This window comes from Paenarthrobacter sp. C1 (assembly GCF_049315185.1).
In the GTDB taxonomy this organism is placed as follows: domain Bacteria; phylum Actinomycetota; class Actinomycetes; order Actinomycetales; family Micrococcaceae; genus Arthrobacter; species Arthrobacter nicotinovorans.
The window spans coordinates 3280974-3302027 of record NZ_CP186052.1 but is presented as its reverse complement, the minus strand read 5'-3'; the positions used below and the strand labels follow the sequence as shown (position 1 = coordinate 3302027).

At 61.6% G+C, this 21054-nt stretch carries 21 protein-coding genes; 12 read left to right on the top strand and 9 right to left on the bottom strand.

Annotation, left to right across the window (positions count from 1 at the left end; translation table 11 throughout):
• The first annotated feature begins 155 nt into the window (after nucleotides 1-155).
• Genes ACNAOU_RS15420 through ACNAOU_RS15410 form a run of 3 tightly spaced genes read left to right on the top strand, consistent with a single transcriptional unit; the run spans nucleotide 156 to nucleotide 3785 of the window.
• Nucleotides 156-1085 (top strand): ABC transporter permease, encoded by a 930-nt coding sequence (locus ACNAOU_RS15420; protein WP_018776561.1) that lies wholly within the window; start codon nucleotides 156-158, stop codon nucleotides 1083-1085.
• Entirely contained in the window at nucleotides 1075-2058 is a 984-nt protein-coding gene (locus ACNAOU_RS15415; protein WP_018776560.1) for an ABC transporter permease, read from the top strand. The genes ACNAOU_RS15420 and ACNAOU_RS15415 overlap by 11 nt, the downstream gene beginning before the upstream one ends.
• A gap of 11 nt (nucleotides 2059-2069) precedes the next feature.
• Nucleotides 2070-3785: an ABC transporter ATP-binding protein gene (locus ACNAOU_RS15410; RefSeq protein ID WP_422757185.1), complete on the top strand. Its 1716-nt coding sequence runs from the start codon at nucleotides 2070-2072 to the stop codon at nucleotides 3783-3785.
• A gap of 89 nt (nucleotides 3786-3874) precedes the next feature.
• Here the strand turns inward: ACNAOU_RS15410 and ACNAOU_RS15405 are convergent, their stop codons facing one another.
• Complete coding sequence (locus tag ACNAOU_RS15405; protein WP_370874698.1) at nucleotides 3875-4756, bottom strand: SGNH/GDSL hydrolase family protein; 882 nt, start codon at nucleotides 4754-4756, stop codon at nucleotides 3875-3877.
• Between the two features lie 244 nt (nucleotides 4757-5000).
• Here ACNAOU_RS15405 and typA point away from each other — a divergent pair, with 244 nt between their 5' ends.
• Nucleotides 5001-6917, top strand: coding sequence for a translational GTPase TypA (gene typA / locus ACNAOU_RS15400; RefSeq protein WP_018776557.1), 1917 nt, complete (start codon nucleotides 5001-5003; stop codon nucleotides 6915-6917).
• Between the two features lie 35 nt (nucleotides 6918-6952).
• Complete coding sequence (locus tag ACNAOU_RS15395; protein WP_422757184.1) at nucleotides 6953-7369, top strand: hypothetical protein; 417 nt, start codon at nucleotides 6953-6955, stop codon at nucleotides 7367-7369.
• Here ACNAOU_RS15395 and ACNAOU_RS15390 read toward each other — a convergent pair.
• Nucleotides 7317-7553: a hypothetical protein gene (locus ACNAOU_RS15390; protein ID WP_082499713.1), complete on the bottom strand. Its 237-nt coding sequence runs from the start codon at nucleotides 7551-7553 to the stop codon at nucleotides 7317-7319. The two genes, ACNAOU_RS15395 and ACNAOU_RS15390, sit on opposite strands and share 53 nt — an antisense overlap.
• A 134-nt stretch (nucleotides 7554-7687) precedes the next feature.
• Between ACNAOU_RS15390 and fdxA the strand changes: the two genes are divergently transcribed.
• The 3 genes from fdxA to ACNAOU_RS15375 all read left to right on the top strand — a co-directional run bounded on the left by fdxA (nucleotide 7688) and on the right by ACNAOU_RS15375 (nucleotide 10693).
• Nucleotides 7688-8014, top strand: a complete 327-nt coding sequence (gene fdxA / locus ACNAOU_RS15385) for a ferredoxin (RefSeq protein ID WP_018776555.1) — start codon at nucleotides 7688-7690, stop codon at nucleotides 8012-8014.
• A gap of 14 nt (nucleotides 8015-8028) precedes the next feature.
• Entirely contained in the window at nucleotides 8029-9177 is a 1149-nt protein-coding gene (gene dapC / locus ACNAOU_RS15380) for a succinyldiaminopimelate transaminase (protein ID WP_039242259.1), read from the top strand.
• 232 nt (nucleotides 9178-9409) lie between these two features.
• The gene (locus ACNAOU_RS15375; RefSeq protein WP_018776553.1) at nucleotides 9410-10693 is read left to right on the top strand and encodes a citrate synthase; all 1284 of its coding nucleotides are present in this window, start codon (nucleotides 9410-9412) and stop codon (nucleotides 10691-10693) included.
• A gap of 144 nt (nucleotides 10694-10837) precedes the next feature.
• Here ACNAOU_RS15375 and galE read toward each other — a convergent pair whose 3' ends face one another.
• The gene (galE, locus tag ACNAOU_RS15370; RefSeq protein WP_039242247.1) at nucleotides 10838-11854 is read right to left on the bottom strand and encodes a UDP-glucose 4-epimerase GalE; all 1017 of its coding nucleotides are present in this window, start codon (nucleotides 11852-11854) and stop codon (nucleotides 10838-10840) included.
• Nucleotides 11855-11934: 80 nt separating this feature from the next.
• Between galE and ACNAOU_RS15365 the strand changes: the two genes are divergently transcribed.
• Nucleotides 11935-12558 (top strand): TetR/AcrR family transcriptional regulator, encoded by a 624-nt coding sequence (locus ACNAOU_RS15365; RefSeq protein ID WP_422757183.1) that lies wholly within the window; start codon nucleotides 11935-11937, stop codon nucleotides 12556-12558.
• 96 nt (nucleotides 12559-12654) lie between these two features.
• The gene (locus ACNAOU_RS15360; protein ID WP_018776550.1) at nucleotides 12655-13266 is read left to right on the top strand and encodes a hypothetical protein; all 612 of its coding nucleotides are present in this window, start codon (nucleotides 12655-12657) and stop codon (nucleotides 13264-13266) included.
• A 63-nt stretch (nucleotides 13267-13329) separates the two neighbouring features.
• Here ACNAOU_RS15360 and ACNAOU_RS15355 read toward each other — a convergent pair whose 3' ends face one another.
• A complete protein-coding gene (locus ACNAOU_RS15355) occupies nucleotides 13330-14172 on the bottom strand; it encodes a hypothetical protein (RefSeq protein ID WP_064721640.1) in 843 nt (280 codons plus the stop codon).
• A 13-nt stretch (nucleotides 14173-14185) separates the two neighbouring features.
• Nucleotides 14186-15211: a 2,3,4,5-tetrahydropyridine-2,6-dicarboxylate N-succinyltransferase gene (gene dapD, locus ACNAOU_RS15350; protein WP_064721641.1), complete on the bottom strand. Its 1026-nt coding sequence runs from the start codon at nucleotides 15209-15211 to the stop codon at nucleotides 14186-14188.
• A gap of 85 nt (nucleotides 15212-15296) precedes the next feature.
• Between dapD and dapE the strand changes: the two genes are divergently transcribed.
• Entirely contained in the window at nucleotides 15297-16427 is a 1131-nt protein-coding gene (gene dapE / locus ACNAOU_RS15345) for a succinyl-diaminopimelate desuccinylase (RefSeq protein ID WP_018776547.1), read from the top strand.
• Between the two features lie 324 nt (nucleotides 16428-16751).
• Here the strand turns inward: dapE and ACNAOU_RS15340 are convergent, their stop codons facing one another.
• From ACNAOU_RS15340 to ACNAOU_RS15325, 4 genes are all read right to left on the bottom strand, one after another.
• A complete protein-coding gene (locus tag ACNAOU_RS15340) occupies nucleotides 16752-17615 on the bottom strand; it encodes an amino acid ABC transporter permease (RefSeq protein ID WP_018776546.1) in 864 nt (287 codons plus the stop codon).
• On the bottom strand, nucleotides 17612-18262 hold the full coding sequence (locus ACNAOU_RS15335; protein ID WP_018776545.1) for an amino acid ABC transporter permease: 651 nt from the start codon (nucleotides 18260-18262) through the stop codon (nucleotides 17612-17614). The genes ACNAOU_RS15340 and ACNAOU_RS15335 overlap by 4 nt, the downstream gene beginning before the upstream one ends.
• Nucleotides 18263-18355: 93 nt before the next feature.
• Entirely contained in the window at nucleotides 18356-19231 is an 876-nt protein-coding gene (locus ACNAOU_RS15330) for a glutamate ABC transporter substrate-binding protein (protein WP_018776544.1), read from the bottom strand.
• 55 nt (nucleotides 19232-19286) lie between these two features.
• Nucleotides 19287-20042, bottom strand: coding sequence for an amino acid ABC transporter ATP-binding protein (locus ACNAOU_RS15325; protein ID WP_018776543.1), 756 nt, complete (start codon nucleotides 20040-20042; stop codon nucleotides 19287-19289).
• Between the two features lie 163 nt (nucleotides 20043-20205).
• On the opposite strand from ACNAOU_RS15325, the gene ACNAOU_RS15320 reads away from it, so the two are divergent.
• Nucleotides 20206-21042, top strand: coding sequence for a TIGR00730 family Rossman fold protein (locus ACNAOU_RS15320; RefSeq protein ID WP_018776542.1), 837 nt, complete (start codon nucleotides 20206-20208; stop codon nucleotides 21040-21042).
• The last annotated feature ends 12 nt before the right edge of the window (nucleotides 21043-21054 follow it).

Genomic DNA, 21054 nt, shown 5'->3' with positions numbered 1-21054 from the left:
AAATCAATGACGCCCAACTCCGGTTGGGCGTCCTTGTGCAGGCATACTTGGACCGTCGGCCCTGAACTCCTGCACATCGAACGAAAAGGTTCTTCGATGAACAACTCCGCTGCACCCCTGGACCGGGTGCCTGCTGTTCGGGGTGTATTGCGCTAATGGCCACATACATCCTGAAAAGATTCCTCCAGCTGATTCCTGTCTTCCTGGGGGCCACCCTCCTTGTGTATTTCCTGGTCTTCAGCCTCCCGGGCGACCCCATTGCGGCACTTTTTGGGGACAAGCCTGTCAATGAAGCCGTCGCGGCAAAGCTCAGGGCGCAATACAACCTGGACCAGCCGTTTATCGTTCAATACTTGCTCTACCTAAAGAGCATTTTTACGTTTGATCTGGGCCAGGACTTCTCCGGGCGTCCCATCGCTGCCGTCCTTGGCGAAGTGTTCCCGGTTACGGCCCGCCTGGCTGTCATGGCACTGATCTTTGAAGGTGTTTTTGGCATTGCGTTTGGTCTCATCGCAGGTCTGCGCAAGGGCAAGCTTTTTGACGGCACTGTCCTGATCGCTTCGTTGATCGTCATCGGTATCCCGATTTTCGTGCTCGGTTTCCTTTTGCAGTTCTTTATCGGCGTCCAGCTGGGGTGGGCTAAACCTACCGTGAGTTCGGCTGCGACCATACCGGACCTTATTCTTCCGGCGATCGTCCTGGGGCTGGCCTCTTTCGCCTACGTTTTGAGACTGACCAGAACCAGTGTTATCGAGAACATGAACGCCGACTACGTTCGGACGGCCACTGCCAAGGGGCTTTCCCGTTTCCGTGTGGTCAACGTGCACATTCTGCGCAACTCGCTGATCCCCGTTGTCACGTTCCTGGGTGCTGACCTTGGCGCCCTCATGGGTGGCGCGATCGTCACCGAAGGTATCTTCAACGTACCTGGCGTAGGCAACAGGTTGTACCGGGCAGTCCTGTCCGGCGAAGGACCTACCGTGGTATCGATCGTCACAGTTCTGGTGCTTGTCTACTGTGTCTCGAACCTGATTGTTGACCTTTTGTACGCCTGGCTTGACCCGAGGATCCGCTATGACGCCTGATAACAACCTGACGGGGCAGGACACAGCCCCGCGTCACATCGAGCACTTCGTTGCGGACCTCGAAGAGACGCCACTGCAAGCCACTGACAAGGTAAAAGAAGACCAAGCCCCTTCCAGTCTTTGGGGAGAGGCCTGGAAGAATCTGCGTAAGCAGCCTCTGTTCATCATTTCGGCCTTCATGATCCTGGTCGTAGTCGTCGTCTCTCTGTTCCCGGGCCTTTTCTCACCGATCGATCCCTCTGGCGAAGCTTGCCAGTTGGCCAACTCGAACGGCGGACCTGTCAGCGGCCACCCGCTCGGCTTTAACAAACAGGGCTGCGACGTCTACGCACGCGTCATCTTCGGAACGCGCTCGTCTGTGACAGTTGGCCTCTTCACCACGCTTGGAGTTGTCATTTTCGGCGGCACAGTGGGTGCCCTCGCCGGTTACTACGGTGGCTGGGCTGACGCACTCCTGGCTCGGCTCACTGATATCTTCTTTGCTCTGCCCCTCATCCTTGGCGCAATCGTCATGATGCAGCTTCCCGTCTTCCGGGCCAACCGCACGGTGTGGACGCTCATCCTGATTCTGATTACTTTCGGATGGCCGCAGATTGCCCGAATCACCAGAGGCGCCGTCATTGAGGTGCGGAATGCGGACTTCGTCATGGCTGCAAGGTCATTGGGTGTTTCGCGCTTCCGCTCCTTGCTTCGCCACGTGCTGCCCAACTCTCTGGCTCCGATCATTGTTGTTGCCACCATCTCGCTGGGCACATTTATCGTGGCGGAATCCACCCTGTCGTTCCTCGGCATCGGATTACCACCAAGCGTGATGTCTTGGGGCAACGACATCCAGGCAGCGCAGGCATCGTTGCGATCCAATCCCATGCCTTTGCTCTACCCGGCTATCGCCCTTTCCATCACCGTTCTGAGTTTCATCATGTTGGGTGACGCCCTTCGTGATGCTCTGGACCCGAAAGCGCGTAAACGATGAAAGGCCAAGCCATGAACCCTTCCGTTCACATCAAAGAAGAATCCGCTGGCCTCGAACGTCCGTTGCTGGAGATCAGGGACCTGGCAATCGACTTCGCGACAAGCAACGGCGAGGTTAACGCCGTCAGGAACGCGCACTTCACTGTCATGCCGGGTGAGACCGTGGCGATTGTGGGCGAGTCCGGATCCGGAAAGTCCACCTCCGCCCTGGCAGCCATTGGTTTGCTTCCGGGCAATGGGCGGGTGGCTGCCGGAGAGATCCTTTTTGACGGCGAAGACATTGCCCATGCGAGCGAAAAGCGGATGATTGAGCTTCGTGGCAACTCCATTGGAATGGTGCCGCAGGACCCGATGTCCAACCTCAACCCGGTGTGGAAGATCGGTTTCCAGGTCAAGGAAACGCTGAAAGCCAACGGCCTTCCGTCCGGGCCGGAGGATGTCGCCAAGGTCTTGTCCGAAGCTGGTCTTCCCGATGCGGCGCGTCGTGCCAAGCAATATCCGCATGAGTTTTCGGGCGGAATGCGCCAGCGCGCGCTTATTGCCATTGGCCTTTCCTGCCAGCCGCGTTTGCTGATCGCGGATGAGCCCACGTCGGCACTCGACGTGACCGTCCAGCGACAGATTCTGGACCACTTGGACAAGATGACGTCCGAATTGGGGACCGCTGTACTCCTCATCACCCACGACCTCGGGCTGGCTGCCGAGCGGGCGGACAAGGTGGTGGTGATGTACAAGGGACAGGTTGTGGAATCCGGTCCGTCCCTCGAGTTGCTGCGTAACCCGAAGCACCCGTACACCAAGCGCTTGGTCTCCTCGGCCCCGTCCTTGGCCTCCCGGCGTATTCAGGTTGCCAAGGAACAGGGCGTTGAGTCCGACGAACTGTTGGCGCCCAGCGAACCTGTGGTCGTTGAATCCGCGCTGCCTGAAGAGGTCCTGAAGGTTGAAGACCTGACCAAGGTTTTCAAACTTCGTGGCGGCATCGGCAAAACCACGGACTTCAAGGCTGTGGACGCAGTGTCATTCTCCGTTCGTCGAGGGACTACCACAGCCATTGTGGGCGAGTCCGGCTCCGGTAAGTCGACTGTGGCGCAGATGGTGCTTAACCTGTTGGAACCCACCTCGGGGAAGATCGTTTTCGACGGCGTTGACACATCAACGTTGAACAGCAAGGACTTGTTTAAGTTCCGCCGCAGGGTGCAGCCGATCTTCCAGGACCCTTACGGTTCCTTGGATCCGATGTACAACATCTTCCGAACCATCGAAGAGCCGCTGCGCACTCACAAAATCGGCACCAAGGCCAGCCGCGAAAAGAAGGTTCGTGAGCTGTTGGATCAGGTGGCGCTTCCGCAGTCGACCATGCGCAGATACCCGAACGAGCTTTCGGGTGGCCAGCGTCAGCGTATCGCCATCGCGCGTGCTCTGGCTTTGGACCCGGAAGTCATTATCTGTGACGAGGCCGTTTCCGCTTTGGACGTCCTGGTGCAGGCCCAGGTCCTGAACCTGTTGGCGGAGCTGCAGGACAACCTCGGTTTGACCTATCTCTTCATCACCCACGACCTCGCTGTGGTCCGTCAAATTGCCGACCACGTCTGTGTGATGCAAAAAGGCAAGCTCGTGGAAACGGGAAGCACGGACGAGGTCTTCGACAATCCCCGCGAGGCCTATACACAGGCCCTCCTGGATGCCATCCCGGGTGGATCCTTGCTCCTGCCCCCTGAAGTGGCCTGACCGGCGTCGTAATCCCGCTGCCGTACAGCAGAAGAGCCGGTGGTTCCCTGGAAAGGGAACCACCGGCTCTTGCCGTTTAGTACGGTCGCCTACTTTGCCGGCTGCGGGTTGTCCGGGCGGGCAGTGAGGCCCAGGGCCGTGAGCTCGCGCGCCAGGGCGACACCAAGCTTCGCGTGTCCGGTCGCCCTCAAATGAACGCCGTCCTGAAGGTCGCTGATGGCGTCGTATCGGGTGAGCCAATCGCCGGCACTGACGAACGGAATACCGTGCTTGGCGGCGATCCGGCCCAGGAGGGCGTCCACTTCCGTACGTCGTCCGCCTCCGTTGCTGACGCCGCGGGCCAGGGTGCCGATCATGGCCAGGCGGGAGCCCGGGTAGCGGGTCTTCAAGGCGGCCAGCAGCCGCTCGGCGTTGCCGGTGATCTGAGCATCCGTGGCGCGCTGCGTGGCGTCGTTTCCGCCGCCCTCCACCACGATCAAGGGTGGCTCGCCATAGGGAAGAACCCAGTCGCCGCGTTGCAAGGCGTCAATGTAGTTGCCGGTCTTGCCGTTGGTGGCGACGTATCCGGTACCGCCCATGCCCACCACATGCAGTTTGTAGCCGAGGGCTGCGATGCCTTGCTGCGGCCAGGAACCCGCCGGCATGGCTTGGGAATCACCGATCAATACGGCGGTGTGGCGGACATCGGCCAGCACCAGTTCGTTGCGGTTGTTCGTCGGATTCTTGTACAGGGAACCTGCCGGGAGATTCAGGGCGCTGGGTTGCGGGGCAACCCTGAGTGGTTTGTCAGCGGCGGCCGTCTGGGCGGGCGCGGGCGCAGCTGATCGTGAGGGGGCACTGGTTGGCACTGGGCTTGGTCCGCAACCGACCGTAAGGACGCCAACGGCGATCAAAGGTGCGATCATGCGAAACACGGCCGAAGATTGGCGCATTGATTGGTCTCCGTGGGGCACTGGTTCTGCTGCAATCATGGGGCACGGGAGCGTGAAAATCCAGCATCTTGACTTGTGTTTACGAACACGTGACCTGCTGTGACTGACGCCACAATTCATGGCCCGATGGCTTGCTTTTTAGGCTCAGAAATGCATCTGCGTTTAGACTGGATGCAGGTGCCCTGTGTCCCGGGGTCTTTTCGCTGTGTGTTCCGATCAAGTCGATCAGGTATGCGCGCGGATACAAACAGCTGACTTCACCACTGAATCGAGTCATTAACGCATGTCTGAAACCATCACCAACACTGCGTCGCGGAGCGATCTGCGCAACGTCGCGATCGTCGCACACGTTGACCACGGTAAGACCACCCTGGTCGACGCCATGCTCAAGCAGACCAACTCCTTCGCTTCCCACGGTGAGGTTGAGGACCGCGTCATGGACTCCGGTGACCTGGAGCGCGAAAAGGGCATCACCATCCTCGCCAAGAACACCACGGTTGCCTACAACGGCCCGTCGTCCAACGGCGAGACCATCACCATCAACGTGATCGACACCCCTGGCCACGCCGACTTCGGTGGCGAGGTGGAGCGCGGTCTGTCCATGGTTGACGGCGTTGTCCTGCTGGTTGACTCTTCCGAGGGTCCCCTCCCGCAGACCCGCTTCGTGCTCCGCAAGGCCCTTGCTGCGCACTTGCCGGTCATCCTCCTGGTCAACAAGACCGACCGCCCTGACGCCCGTATCGACGAGGTTGTCCACGAGTCCATGGACCTGCTCCTGGGCCTCGCTTCCGACCTCGCGGACGAAGTTCCGGACCTGGACCTGGACAAGGTACTCGAGGTTCCGGTTGTCTACGCCGCCGCCAAGGTCGGCCGCGCATCCCTGGACCAGCCGGCCAACGGCTCGGCCCCGGACAACGAGGACCTTGAGCCCCTCTTCAAGACCATCATCGAGCACATCCCGGCTCCGACGTACAACCCGGACGGCGTTCTGCAGGCTCACGTGACCAACCTGGACGCATCGCCGTTCCTTGGCCGCCTCGCCCTGCTCCGCATCTACAACGGCACGCTCCGCAAGGGCCAGACCGTTGCCTGGGCACGCGCCAACGGCGAACTCAAGAACGTCAAGATCACCGAACTGCTGGCCACCAAGGCCCTGACCCGTGTTCCTGCCGAAGAAGCCGGTCCCGGTGAAATCGTTGCAGTTGCCGGCATCGAGGACATCACCATTGGTGAAACCCTCACGGACGCCGAGAACCCGCAGCCGTTGCCGCTGATCACCGTGGATGATCCCGCGATCTCCATGACCATCGGTATCAACACCTCGCCGCTGGCCGGCAAGGTCAAGGGCGCCAAGGTCACCGCCCGCCAGGTGAAGGACCGCCTGGACAAGGAACTCATCGGTAACGTCTCCATCAAGGTTCTGCCCACCGAGCGTCCTGACGCCTGGGAAGTCCAGGGCCGTGGCGAGCTCGCCCTCGCCATCCTGGTGGAGCAGATGCGTCGCGAAGGCTTCGAGCTGACCGTTGGCAAGCCGCAGGTTGTTACCAAGACCATCGACGGCAAGATCCACGAGCCGATGGAGCACATGACCATCGACGTCCCCGAAGAGTACCTCGGCGCCGTAACGCAGCTCATGGCAGCCCGCAAGGGCCGCATGACCAACATGGCCAACCACGGCACCGGCTGGTGCCGCATGGAATTCATCGTTCCGGCCCGAGGCCTGATCGGCTTCCGCACGAAGTTCCTCACGGACACCCGTGGCGCCGGTATCGCAGCTTCCATCTCCGAGGGCTACGAGCCGTGGGCCGGCCCCATCGAATACCGCACCAACGGTTCGATGATCGCCGACCGCGCCGGTGTTGTGACCCCGTTCGCGATGATCAACCTGCAGGAACGCGGCTCCTTCTTCGTCAAGCCCACGTCCGAGGTTTACGAGGGCATGATCGTTGGCGAGAACTCCCGCGCCGACGACATGGACGTCAACATCACCAAGGAAAAGAAGCTCACCAACATGCGTGCAGCTTCCTCCGACACCTTCGAGAACCTGACGCCGCCGCGCGATCTGACCCTCGAAGAGTCCCTCGAATTCGCCCGCGAAGACGAGTGTGTTGAGGTGACCCCGGATGCAATCCGTATCCGCAAGGTCATCCTGGACTCCAACGAGCGCGCAAAGGCCAACCGCGCCCGCGCCAAGTCCTAACACCCGCTGGTTCTGAACCGGTCAAGGACAGCTGCATGAAGAAGGGAGTCGCCGGTACGGTCCGTGGCATAGCCGCGGCCGTACCGGCGGCTCTTTTCGTTGCTGCGGCAGGAACGGCACTGCACCGCCAGGCCATCCAGTGGGCCGGCGTCGGGATCCCTTGGGGCGTAGCCGCCGCGTTGCTGCTTCTCGCCTCGGTTCAGCTGTGGCTCGCCGCCTGGTCACGCTCGGTCGTCCCGACGGCGGTGGCAGGCGTGGTGGGTTATGCCGCCGTCGGCGTTTTGTCGTCGGCGGGGCCGTCCAAGCAGTTGGTGCTGGGCGACGCCGTCGGAAACGTTTGGGTTTTTGGGATCGGCGCTGTGACACTGGTCATGCTCGTGGCGGCCAGCCGCCTTCGAACTAGGACGCCTGTCGCCGCGGAGGTGGCGGCGGAACCTCTTTCGCCGCGATGACCAACGCCAAGGGAATTTCGACGTCGGCGGTGCGGGTCCGTACCGTGCAAACGGTGTCGTTGCTGCCCAGCAAGTAGCCCAGGGCGTCGGTGAGGCCTTCCTCGATCTTGTACCGCACCACGACCCGGATGCCCGGCGTTGCGTTGAGCAGGAACTGGCGGGGAGGCAAGTGTGGCGGATTCACCGTTTCATACTAAGACGCGGGCTAGGTTGGCGTGATCGCACTGTTGGATAATAGGCTCAGAAGTTGAGTGCCCGGCATCATGCCGGCAGTATTACCCGGCCATCGCCGGGACAAACCGTGGAGAGGTCTGGGACGTGACGTACGTAATCGCGCAGCCGTGTGTGGATGTCAAGGACAAGGCATGTATTGAAGAATGCCCTGTCGACTGCATTTACGAAGGTGAGCGTTCCCTCTACATCCACCCCGACGAGTGCGTCGACTGTGGTGCCTGCGAACCCGTATGCCCGGTAGAGGCCATCTACTACGAGGATGACACCCCGGAAGAGTGGGCCGACTACTACAAGGCCAACGTCGAGTTCTTTGATGACCTCGGTTCTCCGGGTGGAGCTGCCAAGATCGGCAACACGGGCAAGGACCACCCGTTCATCGCTGCCCTGCCCCCGCAGAACCAAGACCACTAAGGGCGGTAGCTAGGTTGATCTCAGCGGCACCGGCTTTCGGCCTGAACCTGCCTGACTACCCTTGGGAAGCCATGGCGCCGTATGTCGCCACGGCTGCCAAACACCCGGGCGGCGCGGTGAACCTTTCCATCGGCACCCCGGTGGATCCCACGCCCGGACTGATCCGGGACGCGTTGGCCAACGCAGCGGACGCCCACGGCTATCCGACGGTGCACGGCACCGAGGCACTGCGCCAGGCTGTCGTCGACTGGTTCGCCGCCAGGCGCGGGGTGCCCGGGCTGGACCCGAAGGACGTCATGCCTACGGTGGGCTCCAAGGAACTGGTGGCCTGGCTGCCGTTCCTGTTGGGATTGAGCGCCGGTGACGTGGTCGTCCGGCCCACGGTCGCCTACCCGACCTATGACATTGGCGCCTCACTGGCAGGTGCCACGGCCGTTGCTGCCGATGACCTGGATGAGCTGGATCCGGCAACCCGTGCAAAGGTCCGGTTGGTCTGGATCAACTCTCCGGGCAACCCCACAGGAAGTGTCCGGGATGTCGAGTCGCTTCGTCGGATCGTAGCCCAGGCCCGCGAATTGGGCGCAGTGGTGGCCTCGGACGAGTGCTACGCAGAACTGGGATGGGGCGAATGGGATGCCCAGCGCGGGGGAGAGGCTGTCCCCAGCATCCTGGATCCCAGGGTCACAGACGGCTCCACCGATGGCCTGCTGTGCGTCTACTCGTTGAGTAAGCAATCCAACCTTGCCGGTTACCGGGCAGCCTTCGTCGCCGGTGATTCCGCGATCATCGCCAACCTGGTCAACAGCCGCAAGCATGCCGGCATGATCGTGCCGTTCCCCGTCCAGGAGGCCATGCGCGTGGCGTTGGGCGATGCCGGCCATGTCCTCGCCCAGAAAGATCTGTACAGGGGGAGGCGCGAGAGGATCGTGCCCGCCCTGGAGAAATTCGGGCTGCAGATCCACCAGTCCAAGGCCGGGCTTTACCTGTGGTCCACAGCCGGCGAGGCCACCTGGGACACGGTGGCGAGGTTCGCGGAACTGGGCATTGTGGTGGGGCCGGGAGTTTTCTACGGAGACGCCGGTAACGGTTTCGTCCGCGTCGCTCTGACCGGCAGTGACGAGCGGATCGATGCCGCCGTTGAGAGGCTTGTCGCCAACGCATAACAATGCTGTGACTTGCGCCACTTATAGCGCCATTCCGCCAGTAACCGGAGGCTGCGGATTAGTTCCGCGGGGTTACTGGCGGTAGCTTTTTAACTGACTATCAATGGTGGCCTTCTCTAAGAATGCACTCCGGCCGTTGGAGCCCTGCGACAGCGGGGCCGAAGGCGGCGGCACCAGAAGGTGGTTGGACAAGCGTTCGATAGAGGCCCAAAGGCCTCATGAAGGGGACTCCATGACTGAGACCACCAGCGCGACACTGCGCCATGCCGGCGGCGAACTCGAACTGCCGCGCATCAAGGTTGTAGAAGGAAACGAAGGCTACGACGTTTCCAAGCTGCTGAAGCAGACGGGCGCCGTTGCCTATGACCCCGGCTTCATGAACACAGCGGCCACCACCTCGGCCATCACATACATCGACGGCGACGCAGGCATCCTGCGGTACCGCGGTTACCCCATTGAGCAGCTCGCGCAGCACTCGAGCTTCCTCGAAGTTTCCTACCTGCTGATCTACGGCAACCTTCCCACCCCCACGGAGTTGGAAGAGTTCGATCAGCGCATCCGTCGCCACACGCTCCTGCACGAGGAACTCAAGGGCTTCTTTGGCGGGTTCCCGCGCGACGCCCACCCCATGCCGGTGCTTTCCTCGGCTGTTTCGGCGCTGTCCACGTTCTACCAGGACTCGCTGGACCCCTTCAACGCGGAGCACGTGGAAGTTTCCACCATCCGCCTCATGGCCAAGCTGCCCGTCATCGCCGCTTACGCACACAAGAAGTCCATCGGCCAGCCCATGCTGTACCCGGACAACTCCATGAACCTCGTGGAGAACTTCCTGCGCCTGAGCTTCGGCCTCCCGGCTGAGCAGTACGAAATGGACCCGGTTGTCGTCAAGGCGCTGGACCTCCTGCTCATTCTGCACGCCGACCACGAGCAGAACTGTTCAACCTCCACCGTCCGCCTGGTGGGTTCGTCCAACGCGAACCTCTTTGCTTCGGTGTCCGCCGGCATCAACGCCCTCTTCGGACCCGCCCACGGTGGCGCCAACGAGGCCGTCCTGAAGATGCTCCGCCAGATCCAAGCCGACGGCATCAAGCCCGAGGACTACATGGAGAAGGTCAAGAACAAGGAAGACGGCGTCCGCCTCATGGGCTTCGGACACCGTGTCTACAAGAACTACGATCCCCGCGCCAAGATCATCAAGGCAACGGCACACGAAGTCCTGGGCAAGCTCGGCGGCAACGACGAACTGCTGGATATCGCCATGCGCCTCGAAGAGAAGGCCCTGGCCGACGATTACTTCATCCAGCGCAAGCTGTACCCGAACGTCGACTTCTACACCGGCCTGATCTACAAGGCCATGGGTTTCCCGGAGAAGATGTTCACCGTTCTGTTCGCCATTGGACGCCTCCCGGGCTGGATTGCCCAGTGGCGCGAAATGATCAACGACCCCCAGACCAAGATCGGCCGCCCGCGGCAGCTCTACACAGGGGAGCCGGAGCGCAACTACCCGGCCAACTAGTTTCAGGCCAATAACGACGGCGGCCGTCCCACCTCACGCGAGGTGGGACGGCCGCCGTTGTTGTTCCCGCCCCTAAAAGCAACGCGGGGTCACTTATGGCCCATGTTGGGGCCTCCAGGGGGCCATAAGTGACCCCGCGTTGCCTCAGGAAGCGTTGTAGCCGAAGGGGTTGTTCTTCTGCCAGCGCCAGTGGTCTTCACACATCTGGTCCACGGTCTTGGTGGTGGACCATCCGAGGTCCGCCAGCGCAGAGGATGCGTCGGCCCAGAAGGCGGGGAGGTCGCCTGCACGGCGGCCGGTGATCTCATAGGGGATCGGCTGGCCCACGGCCTTCTCGAAGGACCGCAGGACCTCCAGGACGGAAGACCCACGGCCGGAGCCGAGGTTCCAGCGCCGGACGCCGGCACGGTCGGCAATGTAGTTCAGGGCTGCTACGTGGCCCTCTGCCAGGTCCACCACGTGGATGTAGTCGCGCTGGGCCGTGCCGTCCGGGGTGTCGTAGTCGCCGCCGAACACCATCAGCTTCTCTCGGCGTCCAACCGCTACCTGGGCGATGAAGGGGACGAGATTGTTCGGAATGCCCTGCGGGTCTTCGCCGATGCGGCCGGACGGGTGGGCGCCCACTGGATTGAAATAGCGCAGCAGTGCGATATGCCAGCGGTCGTCCGCGTTGCCGAGGTCCGAGAGGATGTCCTCGATTTGTTCCTTGGTGCGGCCGTACGGGTTGTTGGCGCCGATTTCCATCTTTTCGATGTAGGGGATCGGGTTGTGCTCGCCGTAGACGGTGGCCGACGAGCTGAAGACGATGGAGCGCACGTTGTGCTTGTCCATGGCGCGGAGCAGGTTGAGGGTGCCCACGATGTTGTTGTAGTAGTAGGCCAGCGGCTCCTGGACGGATTCTCCTACAGCCTTCAGACCCGCGAAGTGGATCACGGCATCGATCTGGTGCTGGTCGAACACGGCCTCGACGGCGGGCTCATCCACCAAGTCAACCTTGTGGAAGGCCGCGTTCTTGCCGGTGAGCTCGGACACCCGACGCAGGGACTCCTCGCTGGAGTTCACCAGATTATCCAGCACGACGACGTCATGGCCGGCTTCCTGAAGGGACAAGACGGTGTGGGACCCGATGTAGCCGGTGCCACCCGTGACAAGAATTTTCATGGTCCCTACGCTATCGGAAATCGGAGCCACGCCGCTTCGTATTGAGCGGTGTTGAAGCACGTTCGTGCTAAAAACGACTGGTGCCCAAAATTGTTGATGCCGAAGCCCGGCGCCAGGAAGTCGTCCAAGCTGTATTCCGGATCATTGCCAGCGATGGCTTGGGACGGGCATCCCTCCGGGAAGTAGCCGACGAAGCCGGACTGGCCGTGGGCTCGGTACGTCATTACTTTGCCAGCAGCGACGAACTACTGGTCTTCTCCTTTGGGGTCGTCATTGACCGCATCGCCGGGCGCCTCGAGACGGCGCTGTCCGACGTTGAACTGGAAGTCGCCGGCAGTCCGGGACACCACGCAGCCGTCCTGAATCTCCTCGGACAGTTCCTGCCTTTGGATGAGGAACTCGCCGTAGACGCTTGTGTCTGGATGGCCTTCAGGCATGCCGCCCGTATCAAGCCCGTCCTCGCCCCGGAAGCTGAGCGGAGCCACAGGACCGTGGCAGCCGCCATTGGGCGGCTGATCCTGCTTCTGAACCCCGGCCAGGCCGATGCCAGGCAAACCCTGGTGACGGAGGCAGAGCGCCTTTTGGCCACCTTGGACGGGCTCTGTATGCACGCCTTGCTTCAGCCTGAGTGGATGACGGCCGAGGTATGCAGTGACGTCCTGGCATCGCACTTGAAGACGTTGGCGGAGCCAGCGGAGTCCTAGTGCCGGTACGCCAAAGCCCTGCTATCGGCATGGGACAGGGCAGCCCATCAGGAATAGACTGGGTGATGTCGGTATCCTGCTGATGGAGGTCTTGGGATGCACGTATCAGACGGCCAAGGGTGGCGCATCACCATGGACACGTCCGGACCGATGCTCATCGCACTGTATTTGCGCGATGTTGCCGGCCTGGACGGCGCGGGAAAGCCGAGCCTCTCCCACGCGGACCCCAAAGTCCGACACGCAGACCATAGCCATCTCACCTCCGACGTGGGCGGCATCAACGCCCTCAAAACCGAATGGGAAGCCTGGTGGGAAAGCCTGGTGAAGTCCTACCCCAAGCCGGTGTCCGAACTCGAGCCTCCAAGTTTCAAGGCTTTCGGTAACTCGCCGGCGCTCCAGAGGGTCCTCCAAGCCCATTTCGGCTCGGCCTTGGGATGGGCCACGGACAGGATTGACGAATACGCCCGGCTTGAAGCCGAACGAGCGGCAAGCGGCCTGAACCAGGTCCTCAGCGAAATGGTGGAAGACCGGCTGTTGGAGGTGGGCCGCAGCTCCCGGGATTTCGACCTCACCATCATCGAATTGCCGCTCAACGAGCCCCGGGCGTGGTACCTGGAGCCTGACACGATGATCATGAGCCACCGGCTCATGTCCCAGCCGGATGCCTTCCGAAGCTACGTCCAGCCCGTGGTTGAGATGCTCGCCTGACGGAGTTTTTGTACAGCTAATGCCCTTAAGGAGCGCTCTTAAGGGCATTAGCTGTACAAAAACTCATGTGGTGGGAGCTGACACTGTGATGGTGACAGCATCCGAAGATGCAGCGCCAGCTTGCCAACCATCGCGTTTTTCGCGGTTCCAGGTCTGGCCTGCGACATCCACCTGCGTGATGGACAACGCCTTTGCATTCGCAACGGCCCAGTGGGCTACAGCCCAGGCTTGGGTGCCCGTCAGCTCCAGTTGTATCGTGCGGCCCTGGACGGTGGCCGCCTGGGTGCCGAACGCCGTCGTGAGTTCATCCACGACGACGGCAGGGTCGCCTGCCGCTTCCGGCATGCGCAGTTCGCAGTTCAGTGACGACGCCGAATGTCCGGTCAGCGCGGATGCGAAGGCCCGGCCCATGGGCTCATGCTGGGCGTAGGCGCGGGGAAAGGCCGAGCGTTGGACTGCCTGGGCGGCCTGGGTGATTTCCATGGTCTCGTAGCCGGGCACCTTGACCAGGCCGTCGTAGAACGCATTGCTGGCATAGACCGGATCCATGATCTGCGCCTCGGTGCCCCAACCCTGTGAGGGCCTCTGCTGGAACAGGCCGCGGGAATCAGGGCCGGCGTCGTCACCGTAATTGATGTTGCGCAGCCTGGATTCCTGCATGGCAGTGGCCAAGGCAATGCTCGCGGCCCTGGGCGGCAGGCCACGTTTGACCGAGATGGCAGTGATGAGCGAAGCATTCGCAGCCTGGTCCGTGGCGAGCTCGTGGCTTTCGGAGCCGACGACGGCGGTGCAGCGCTCCGTGACCAGGGTCTCGGAGCGCTGCAGTACAGCGACGATCGCGTAGATGGCGCCTGCCACCAGGGCCAGAGCCAGCACCGCTACGATGGCGCGGCGGAACCGGCGCACGGATATCCTCCTGCTAGTTGGCGTGAAGCGCTTCGTTCAGCTCCACCGTCTGACCCTTGCGGGGGAGGACTTCCACACCGCCAGTGGTGGAGTTGCGACGGAACAGCAAGTTGGGGACGCCGGAGAGTTCCACAGCCTTGATGATCTGGCTGGTGTCTTCGCCGTTTTCGTCTTTGGGGCCCGGGACGCGGACGCGGGTGCCCGCGGTGACGTACAGGCCGGCTTCAACCACGGAGTCATCTCCGATGCTGATGCCCACGCCGGAGTTGGCACCAAGGAGAACACGCTCACCCAAGGCGATCTTTTCCTTGCCGCCACCGGAGAGGGTGCCCATGATGGATGCGCCGCCACCGACGTCTGTACCGTCACCGGCCACGACGCCTGCGGAGATGCGGCCTTCCACCATGGAGGTGCCCAGGGTTCCGGCGTTGAAGTTCACGAAGCCTTCGTGCATCACCGTGGTGCCCTCGGCAAGGTGGGCACCCAAGCGGACGCGGTCGGCGTCGGCGATCCGCACCCCGGTGGGGACGACGTAGTCAACCATGCGGGGGAACTTGTCCACGCCGTAGACCACGACGTTGCCGCGCTTGCGCAGGCGGGCGCGGGTCAGCTCGAAACCGTCAACGGCGGCCGGACCGAAGTTGGTCCAGACCACGTTGGGGAGCTTTCCGAAGATGCCGTCCAGGTTGATGCTGTTCGGCTTGACCAGGCGGTGCGAGAGGAGGTGCAGCCGGAGGTAGGCGTCGGCCGTGTCCGCGGGGGCGGCGTCGAGGTCGATCTGTGCGAAGACCACTTTCTGCTCGGTGCCGCGGTCGGCGTCCTTGCCCTCTTCTGCCAGTGCTGTGAGTGCGGGGTCGGCGTTGTCGACGTCACGCAGGGTCTCTGCGGCAACGCCCAGTGACGGTGCCGGGAACCAGACGTCCAGAACGGTTGCTTCCCCTGATGCCGAAGTGGCTATGGTGGCGAGGCCGAATCCGTAAGCTGATCGATCGTTGGTGGGCGCGTTTGCGGGCGCAGCGGAGGAAGCAGTTTCAGTCATGGGCCAAGTCTATCCAGCAGGCGGAGGTCGGCTGAAACGCGTCTCATGCCGGTGAAGTCGCATTTGTTGGCATTAAGCTGGACGGGTGACCCTGAACCCTGCTCCCGCCCTTCTTGACCTGCGCCAGGATGTTGCCCTGCTGACGGCCGCGATCATCGACTTCAACTCCGTCTCCGGCAACGAGACCGAACTGGCCGATGCCGTGGAGGCTGCCCTTCGCGCCATCCCTGCCTACACGGTGGTCCGCGATGGCGATGCCATTATTGCCCGGACCGAACTCGGGCGAGCTGAACGGGTGATCCTTGCCGGCCACCTGGACACCGTTCCCCTGCCCACCGTCGAGGGATCGCTCGGCACTGTACCGGCAACCTGGGAATCGGGCACGCCGGGGGAGGGTGTCCTGTACGGCCGCGGCACCACTGACATGAAGGGCGGCGTCGCAGTTCAACTCGCCCTTGCGGCAACACTGTTCGACGACGGAGCGCAGCCGGACAAGGACGTCACCTTCGTCTTCTACGACCACGAGGAAGTGGAAGCGGTCAAGAGCGGCCTTGGCAGGTTGGTCCGCAACCACGGAGACCTGCTGAAGGGTGACTTCGCCATCCTTTTGGAGCCAACCCACGGCACGGTGGAAGGCGGCTGCAATGGAACCAGCCGTTTCGAGGCCACCACGCTCGGTGAGACGGCCCATTCCGCACGGGCCTGGATGGGAGTCAACGCCATCCACGCTGCAGCCCCGATTCTTGAACGCCTGGCTGCCTACGAGCCCAGGACCATCAACGTGGACGGCCTGGACTACCGTGAGAGCCTCAACGCGGTGAAGATCAACGGTGGAACCGCCGGCAACGTGATCCCGGACCGTTGCGTGGTGGAAATCAACTACCGCTTCGCCCCGGACAAGACCCCGGATGAGGCCGAGGCCCATGTCCGCGAACTCCTGGAAGGCTTCGACGTCGTCCGCACGGACGCTGCTGCCGGCGCGCGACCGGGACTGAACCACCCAGCGGCTGCTTCCTTTGTTGCCGCGGTGGGCGCCGAGCCGAAACCCAAATACGGATGGACCGACGTCGCGCGGTTCAGCGAGCTGGGAATCCCGGCGGTGAATTTCGGCCCCGGCGATCCGCTGCTGGCGCACAAGGACAACGAACACGTCGACGCCGACGCCATCCGTGAGTGCCTCCGTGCACTGAGGACGTGGTTGGCGCCGTCGGCATAACCTGCCCATGACGCGAAGGAGGCCCGCAGCCAGTTTGGCTGCGGGCCTTCTTCGCAGGGGAGTGCGAGACTTCCCAGCTGCCGCCGTGGGACCTCGTTGCATTGGCGTTCAAGACACCGCTTGCGCCGATGAATGGTGCAGGGACATATTGCGGTCAGATCAATATCTACGTGTCCAGTGGGCTCGGTCCTGAAAGCATAAGCTCGAGGCCGTGCGTAACTATCTGATATCCAATTCATCAGCGTGAAAAACCCGGGATGCCGATTCTGGAAAGAATCGGCATCCCGGGTTTTTCGTTCTTGAGAGAGTTCGAGGTGCGTGAGACTACTTCTTGTCCGTGCCCGCTGCGTTGACTTGGAGATCCACCGTCTTGATGGCGGAGGCCATGCCGCCGGCTGCCTTCCTGGATCCGCGGCGTTCGATCCAAATGGCCAAGCGCGAAACGGAGAGGTTTATCAGGATGTAGATGGCTGCTCCGACAAAGAAGGCGGAGAACAGGAGGCTGGGCTCGAGGTCCGAAATGAGCTTCACCTTACGCAGGAGTTCCTCGTAGGCCACGATGTACCCGAGGGAAGTGTCCTTAAGGAGAACTACCAGCTGTGCCACCAACGAGGGCAGCATGCGCCGGATAGCCTGCGGAAACTCGATGCTCATTCGCGATTGAAAGCTGCGAAGACCAATCGCCAGGCCCGCTTCACGTTGCCCCTTCGGGAGGGACTGAATGCCGGCTCGCAGGATCTCAGCGAATATGGCTGCATTATACAACACGAGGCCGCTGACAACGGCCACGAACGGGCTCGTGGCAAACACCAGCAGTACGAACAAGATCATGAGAACCACCGGCATGCCGCGGAGGAACTCGAGAACCACTTGTGTGGGAATACGTATCCACGGAATCAGTGATATTCGGAGCAGGCACAAGGCGACGCCCAACGGAAAAGCGATCACCGCGGCGACACCTGCGGCCTGCAGGGTGGCCAGCAGACCCAAGCCCAGCTGCGTCCAGACGTCCTTGGCGGATTCGTTGACGAAGACCTCCCATCGCGAGGCATTGAAGATGCCCTGCGAGGACAGGATGACGATGGCGCCGATCACTCCACCGAGGATAATGAGCGCGCCAATTACCGAGGCGACGAGGGACATGCGCCTGGCCTTGGGGCCGGGTACGTCATAGAGAACGGAAGTCATCGGGCAATCGCCACCTTTTTCTCGACGAAGTGGGCAAGAAGTCCGAGCGGCACAGTGATCAGGAGGTAGAAGAAGGCCACACCGATCAGGATCCACATGACTGCGTCGCCCCGGCTATTGGACAGCTGAAGGCCATAGCCGAAAAGTTCGAGTACGAAGAACGCGCCGGCAACGGATGAGTTCTTGACCAACGCGATCATGATGTTGATCAAGGGGGGTACAACGGTGCGGAGCGCCTGGGGCAGGACAACCAGCCCCAGGACCTGGGTGAACGTCATCCCGACGCTGCGTGCGGCTTCCGCCTGGCCCACGGGAACACTGTTGACGCCCGAGCGCACGGCTTCTGCGACAAATGCGGCGGTGTAGCTGCTGAGAGCAATGATTGCCGCGACTTCGAACTGTTCAAATTTGACGCCGAGACGGGGCAGCACAATGGCGGAAAAGAAGAAAATAATAGTGAGGGGAGTGTTCCTGGCGACTTCAACGTAGAACGTGCTGAAACCGCGCAGGGCGGCAACGGGCGACACGCGCATTGCTGCCAGGAGGGTGCCAATGATTAGGGCAATGACGCCCGAAACAACAGCTAGGAACAGGGTTCGGAGAAATCCGTCCCAATATTGGGGAAGGCTCTCGAAGATGGCGTCCATGGCTTCCTTCGTCTGTGGCGGAAAAAGGACTGAATCCTAAAGATGAAAGGCTGTCGCCGCCCCGGCAGGGGACGGCGACAGCCACCGGTTCTTTTAGTAGCGGTCGATCTTCGGCAGGTCGGGGACTGTCTTGATGACCTTGCCCGCGGTTGCTTCCCAGGCCTTCTTGTACGTGTCGTCCTTGGCGAATTCCTCCAGCTGGTCGTTGATCCAGTTGCGGAAGACGGTGTCGTCCTTCTTCAGGCCGATGCCGTAGGGCTCTTTGGTGAAGGTTTCTTCGGATGCCAGTTTGAAGGCATCCGGTTCCTTGTCGACGTAGCCCGCAAGGATCACATTGTCCGTTGTAACAGCGACAACCTGCTTATTGCGGAGCGGTTCCAGGCAAGCAGTGTAGTTGGCTGCCGGAACGAGTTCGGCGCCGTACTTGTCGACGATGGTTTTGGCAGGGGTGGAGCCCGTGACGGAGCAGACCTTCTTGCCCTTGACGTCCTCTGGCTTGGTAATGGAGTTGTCGTCCTTGTTTACCAGGAGAGCCTGGCCGGCTTCGTAGTACGGGCCCGCGAAGGAAACCTTTTCCTTGCGGGAGTCATTGATGGTGTAAGTCGCTATGACAAGGTCTACGCGGCCTTGTTCGATGAATGGTTCGCGGTTGGCCGACACGGTCTCCACCCATTCGATCTTGTCAGCGGCGATGCCCAGCTTGGCGGCGATTGCCTTGCCCATTTCAACGTCGAAACCGACAGGCTTGCCGTCCAGGCCCTTCTGGCCGAAGAGCGGCTGGTCGAACTTGGTGCCGATGGTGATCTTCTGTGCCTTGTTCAGCTTTTCCATGGTGGTACCGGCTTCGAAGCTCGCCGAGGCGACAGGGGGAGTGGTGGTGCTGCTGCCGCCACACGCGCTCAGCGTGAGGGCAAGAGCAGCAGAAGCGGCCACCAGGAGCGACTTCCTCCGGGTAATAAGAGACTTCATGGTGTTCCTTTCATTGGATGGCCGCCTTACGGCCGGGGGTGCGGGCTGTAAGGAGCTAGTGGGTCAGTAGCTTGGACAGGAAGTCCTTGGCGCGGTCGCTCTTCGGGTTGGTGAAGAACTCCTCAGGGGTTGCGTCTTCCACGATCTGGCCGTCGGCCATGAACACCACACGGTCGGCAGCCTTGCGGGCAAAGCCCATCTCGTGGGTCACCACGATCATGGTCATGCCTTCCTTGGCCAGCTGGATCATGACGTCCAGGACTTCATTGATCATTTCGGGGTCCAACGCGGACGTCGGCTCGTCGAACAGCATCACCTTGGGCTTCATGGCAAGGGCGCGGGCTATGGCCACACGCTGCTGCTGTCCGCCCGAAAGCTGTGCCGGCAGCTTCGGAGCCTGATGCCCGACACCTACACGCTCAAGGAGGGCCATGGCTTCCTTGTCCGCGGTGCCCTTGGCGACCTTCTTGACCTTGATCGGCCCAAGAGTGACGTTCTCAAGAATCGTCTTGTGGGCGAACAGGTTGAAGGACTGGAAAACCATTCCGACGTCGGCCCGCAGGTGGGCGAGGTCCTTGCCTTCTTCGGGAAGCTTCTTCCCGTCGATGGCGATATCGCCGTCGTCGATCGTTTCCAAACGGTTGATCGCACGGCACAGCGTGGACTTACCCGACCCGGAAGGTCCGATAACAACCACGACCTCGCCCTTCCGGACCTGGAGGTTGATGTCTTTCAGGACGTGCAATTGACCGTAGTGCTTGTTGACGCCGTTCAGGGAGACGAGGGCATCGCCGGACGCTTGAGTAGTCATACGAAGAATCTAGCGAACAAAGAAGCAAATATGACCACGGTCACGGCAAGTTCCTGAAGATCGTGACTGAACAGAAACCTCCTCCCCAGCCATATACCAGACTGCAATGCAAGCCGCGGGTCGCTGCGATGGAGCTGGCGTCCATAAGCGCTAGCCTTGGGCAATGAGCATCAGCCAGCACTCAATTCCCAACCCGGATGCCAACGGCCACGACAGGACCACCCACGTGCCCCTGCCTTCGGAGATTGCGCCCGCCAAGCACAAAGGCTCTCTGGAGCTTCGGCGCAAACAGGCGGATACGGGAATGTCGGACCAGCATTTGCTGGATACGAGCGGTGCCGGACAGTTCATCCATACCGATCCCTGGCGCGTTCTCCGGATCCAAAGCGAGTTCGTGGAAGGTTTCGGTGCCCTGGCCGACCTGGGCCCCGCAGTAAGTGTTTTTGGTTCCGCACGCACCAAGCCCGGGACCGAGTACTACGAGATGGCAGTGGATGTCGGGCGCAAACTTGCAGAGTCCGGGGTCGCAGTCATCACCGGCGGCGGTCCCGGTTCCATGGAGGCTGCGAACAAGGGCGCTGTCGAGGGCAACGGAGTCTCCGTAGGCCTGGGTATCGAGCTTCCGTTCGAACAGGGACTCAACCAGTGGGTGGACCTGGGGATCAACTTCAGGTACTTCTTCGCCCGGAAGACGATGTTCGTCAAATATGCGCAGGGCTTTGTGGTGCTGCCCGGCGGACTCGGAACCCTCGACGAACTCTTTGAAGCCATGGTCCTCGTCCAGACCCGCAAAGTGACCTCGTTCCCGATTGTCCTCCTGGGTGTTCGGTTCTGGGGACCCATGATCGAATGGATCCGGGAGACCTTGGTGGCAGAGGGCATGGTGTCCGAAAAGGACCTCGACCTGATCCAGTTGGTCGACGACCCGGCCGATGCCGTTCACCGGGTGCTTCACGGTGCCCCGCTTCCCACACCTACGGGCGAGCAGCGCCCCGAGTAGCAGCGTGTTTCT

Coding starts and splice junctions, on each gene's coding strand:
- ACNAOU_RS15360 (WP_018776550.1), top strand. CDS start 12,655: ATGCACGTATCAGACGGCCAAGGGTGGCGCATCACCATGGACACGTCC.
- ACNAOU_RS15320 (WP_018776542.1), top strand. CDS start 20,206: ATGAGCATCAGCCAGCACTCAATTCCCAACCCGGATGCCAACGGCCAC.
- galE (WP_039242247.1), bottom strand. CDS start 11,854: ATGAAAATTCTTGTCACGGGTGGCACCGGCTACATCGGGTCCCACACC.
- ACNAOU_RS15395 (WP_422757184.1), top strand. CDS start 6,953: ATGAAGAAGGGAGTCGCCGGTACGGTCCGTGGCATAGCCGCGGCCGTA.
- ACNAOU_RS15340 (WP_018776546.1), bottom strand. CDS start 17,615: ATGACTTCCGTTCTCTATGACGTACCCGGCCCCAAGGCCAGGCGCATG.
- ACNAOU_RS15410 (WP_422757185.1), top strand. CDS start 2,070: ATGAACCCTTCCGTTCACATCAAAGAAGAATCCGCTGGCCTCGAACGT.
- ACNAOU_RS15325 (WP_018776543.1), bottom strand. CDS start 20,042: ATGACTACTCAAGCGTCCGGCGATGCCCTCGTCTCCCTGAACGGCGTC.
- dapD (WP_064721641.1), bottom strand. CDS start 15,211: ATGACTGAAACTGCTTCCTCCGCTGCGCCCGCAAACGCGCCCACCAAC.
- ACNAOU_RS15335 (WP_018776545.1), bottom strand. CDS start 18,262: ATGGACGCCATCTTCGAGAGCCTTCCCCAATATTGGGACGGATTTCTC.
- ACNAOU_RS15330 (WP_018776544.1), bottom strand. CDS start 19,231: ATGAAGTCTCTTATTACCCGGAGGAAGTCGCTCCTGGTGGCCGCTTCT.
- ACNAOU_RS15405 (WP_370874698.1), bottom strand. CDS start 4,756: ATGATTGCAGCAGAACCAGTGCCCCACGGAGACCAATCAATGCGCCAA.
- ACNAOU_RS15420 (WP_018776561.1), top strand. CDS start 156: ATGGCCACATACATCCTGAAAAGATTCCTCCAGCTGATTCCTGTCTTC.
- typA (WP_018776557.1), top strand. CDS start 5,001: ATGTCTGAAACCATCACCAACACTGCGTCGCGGAGCGATCTGCGCAAC.
- ACNAOU_RS15375 (WP_018776553.1), top strand. CDS start 9,410: ATGACTGAGACCACCAGCGCGACACTGCGCCATGCCGGCGGCGAACTC.
- ACNAOU_RS15415 (WP_018776560.1), top strand. CDS start 1,075: ATGACGCCTGATAACAACCTGACGGGGCAGGACACAGCCCCGCGTCAC.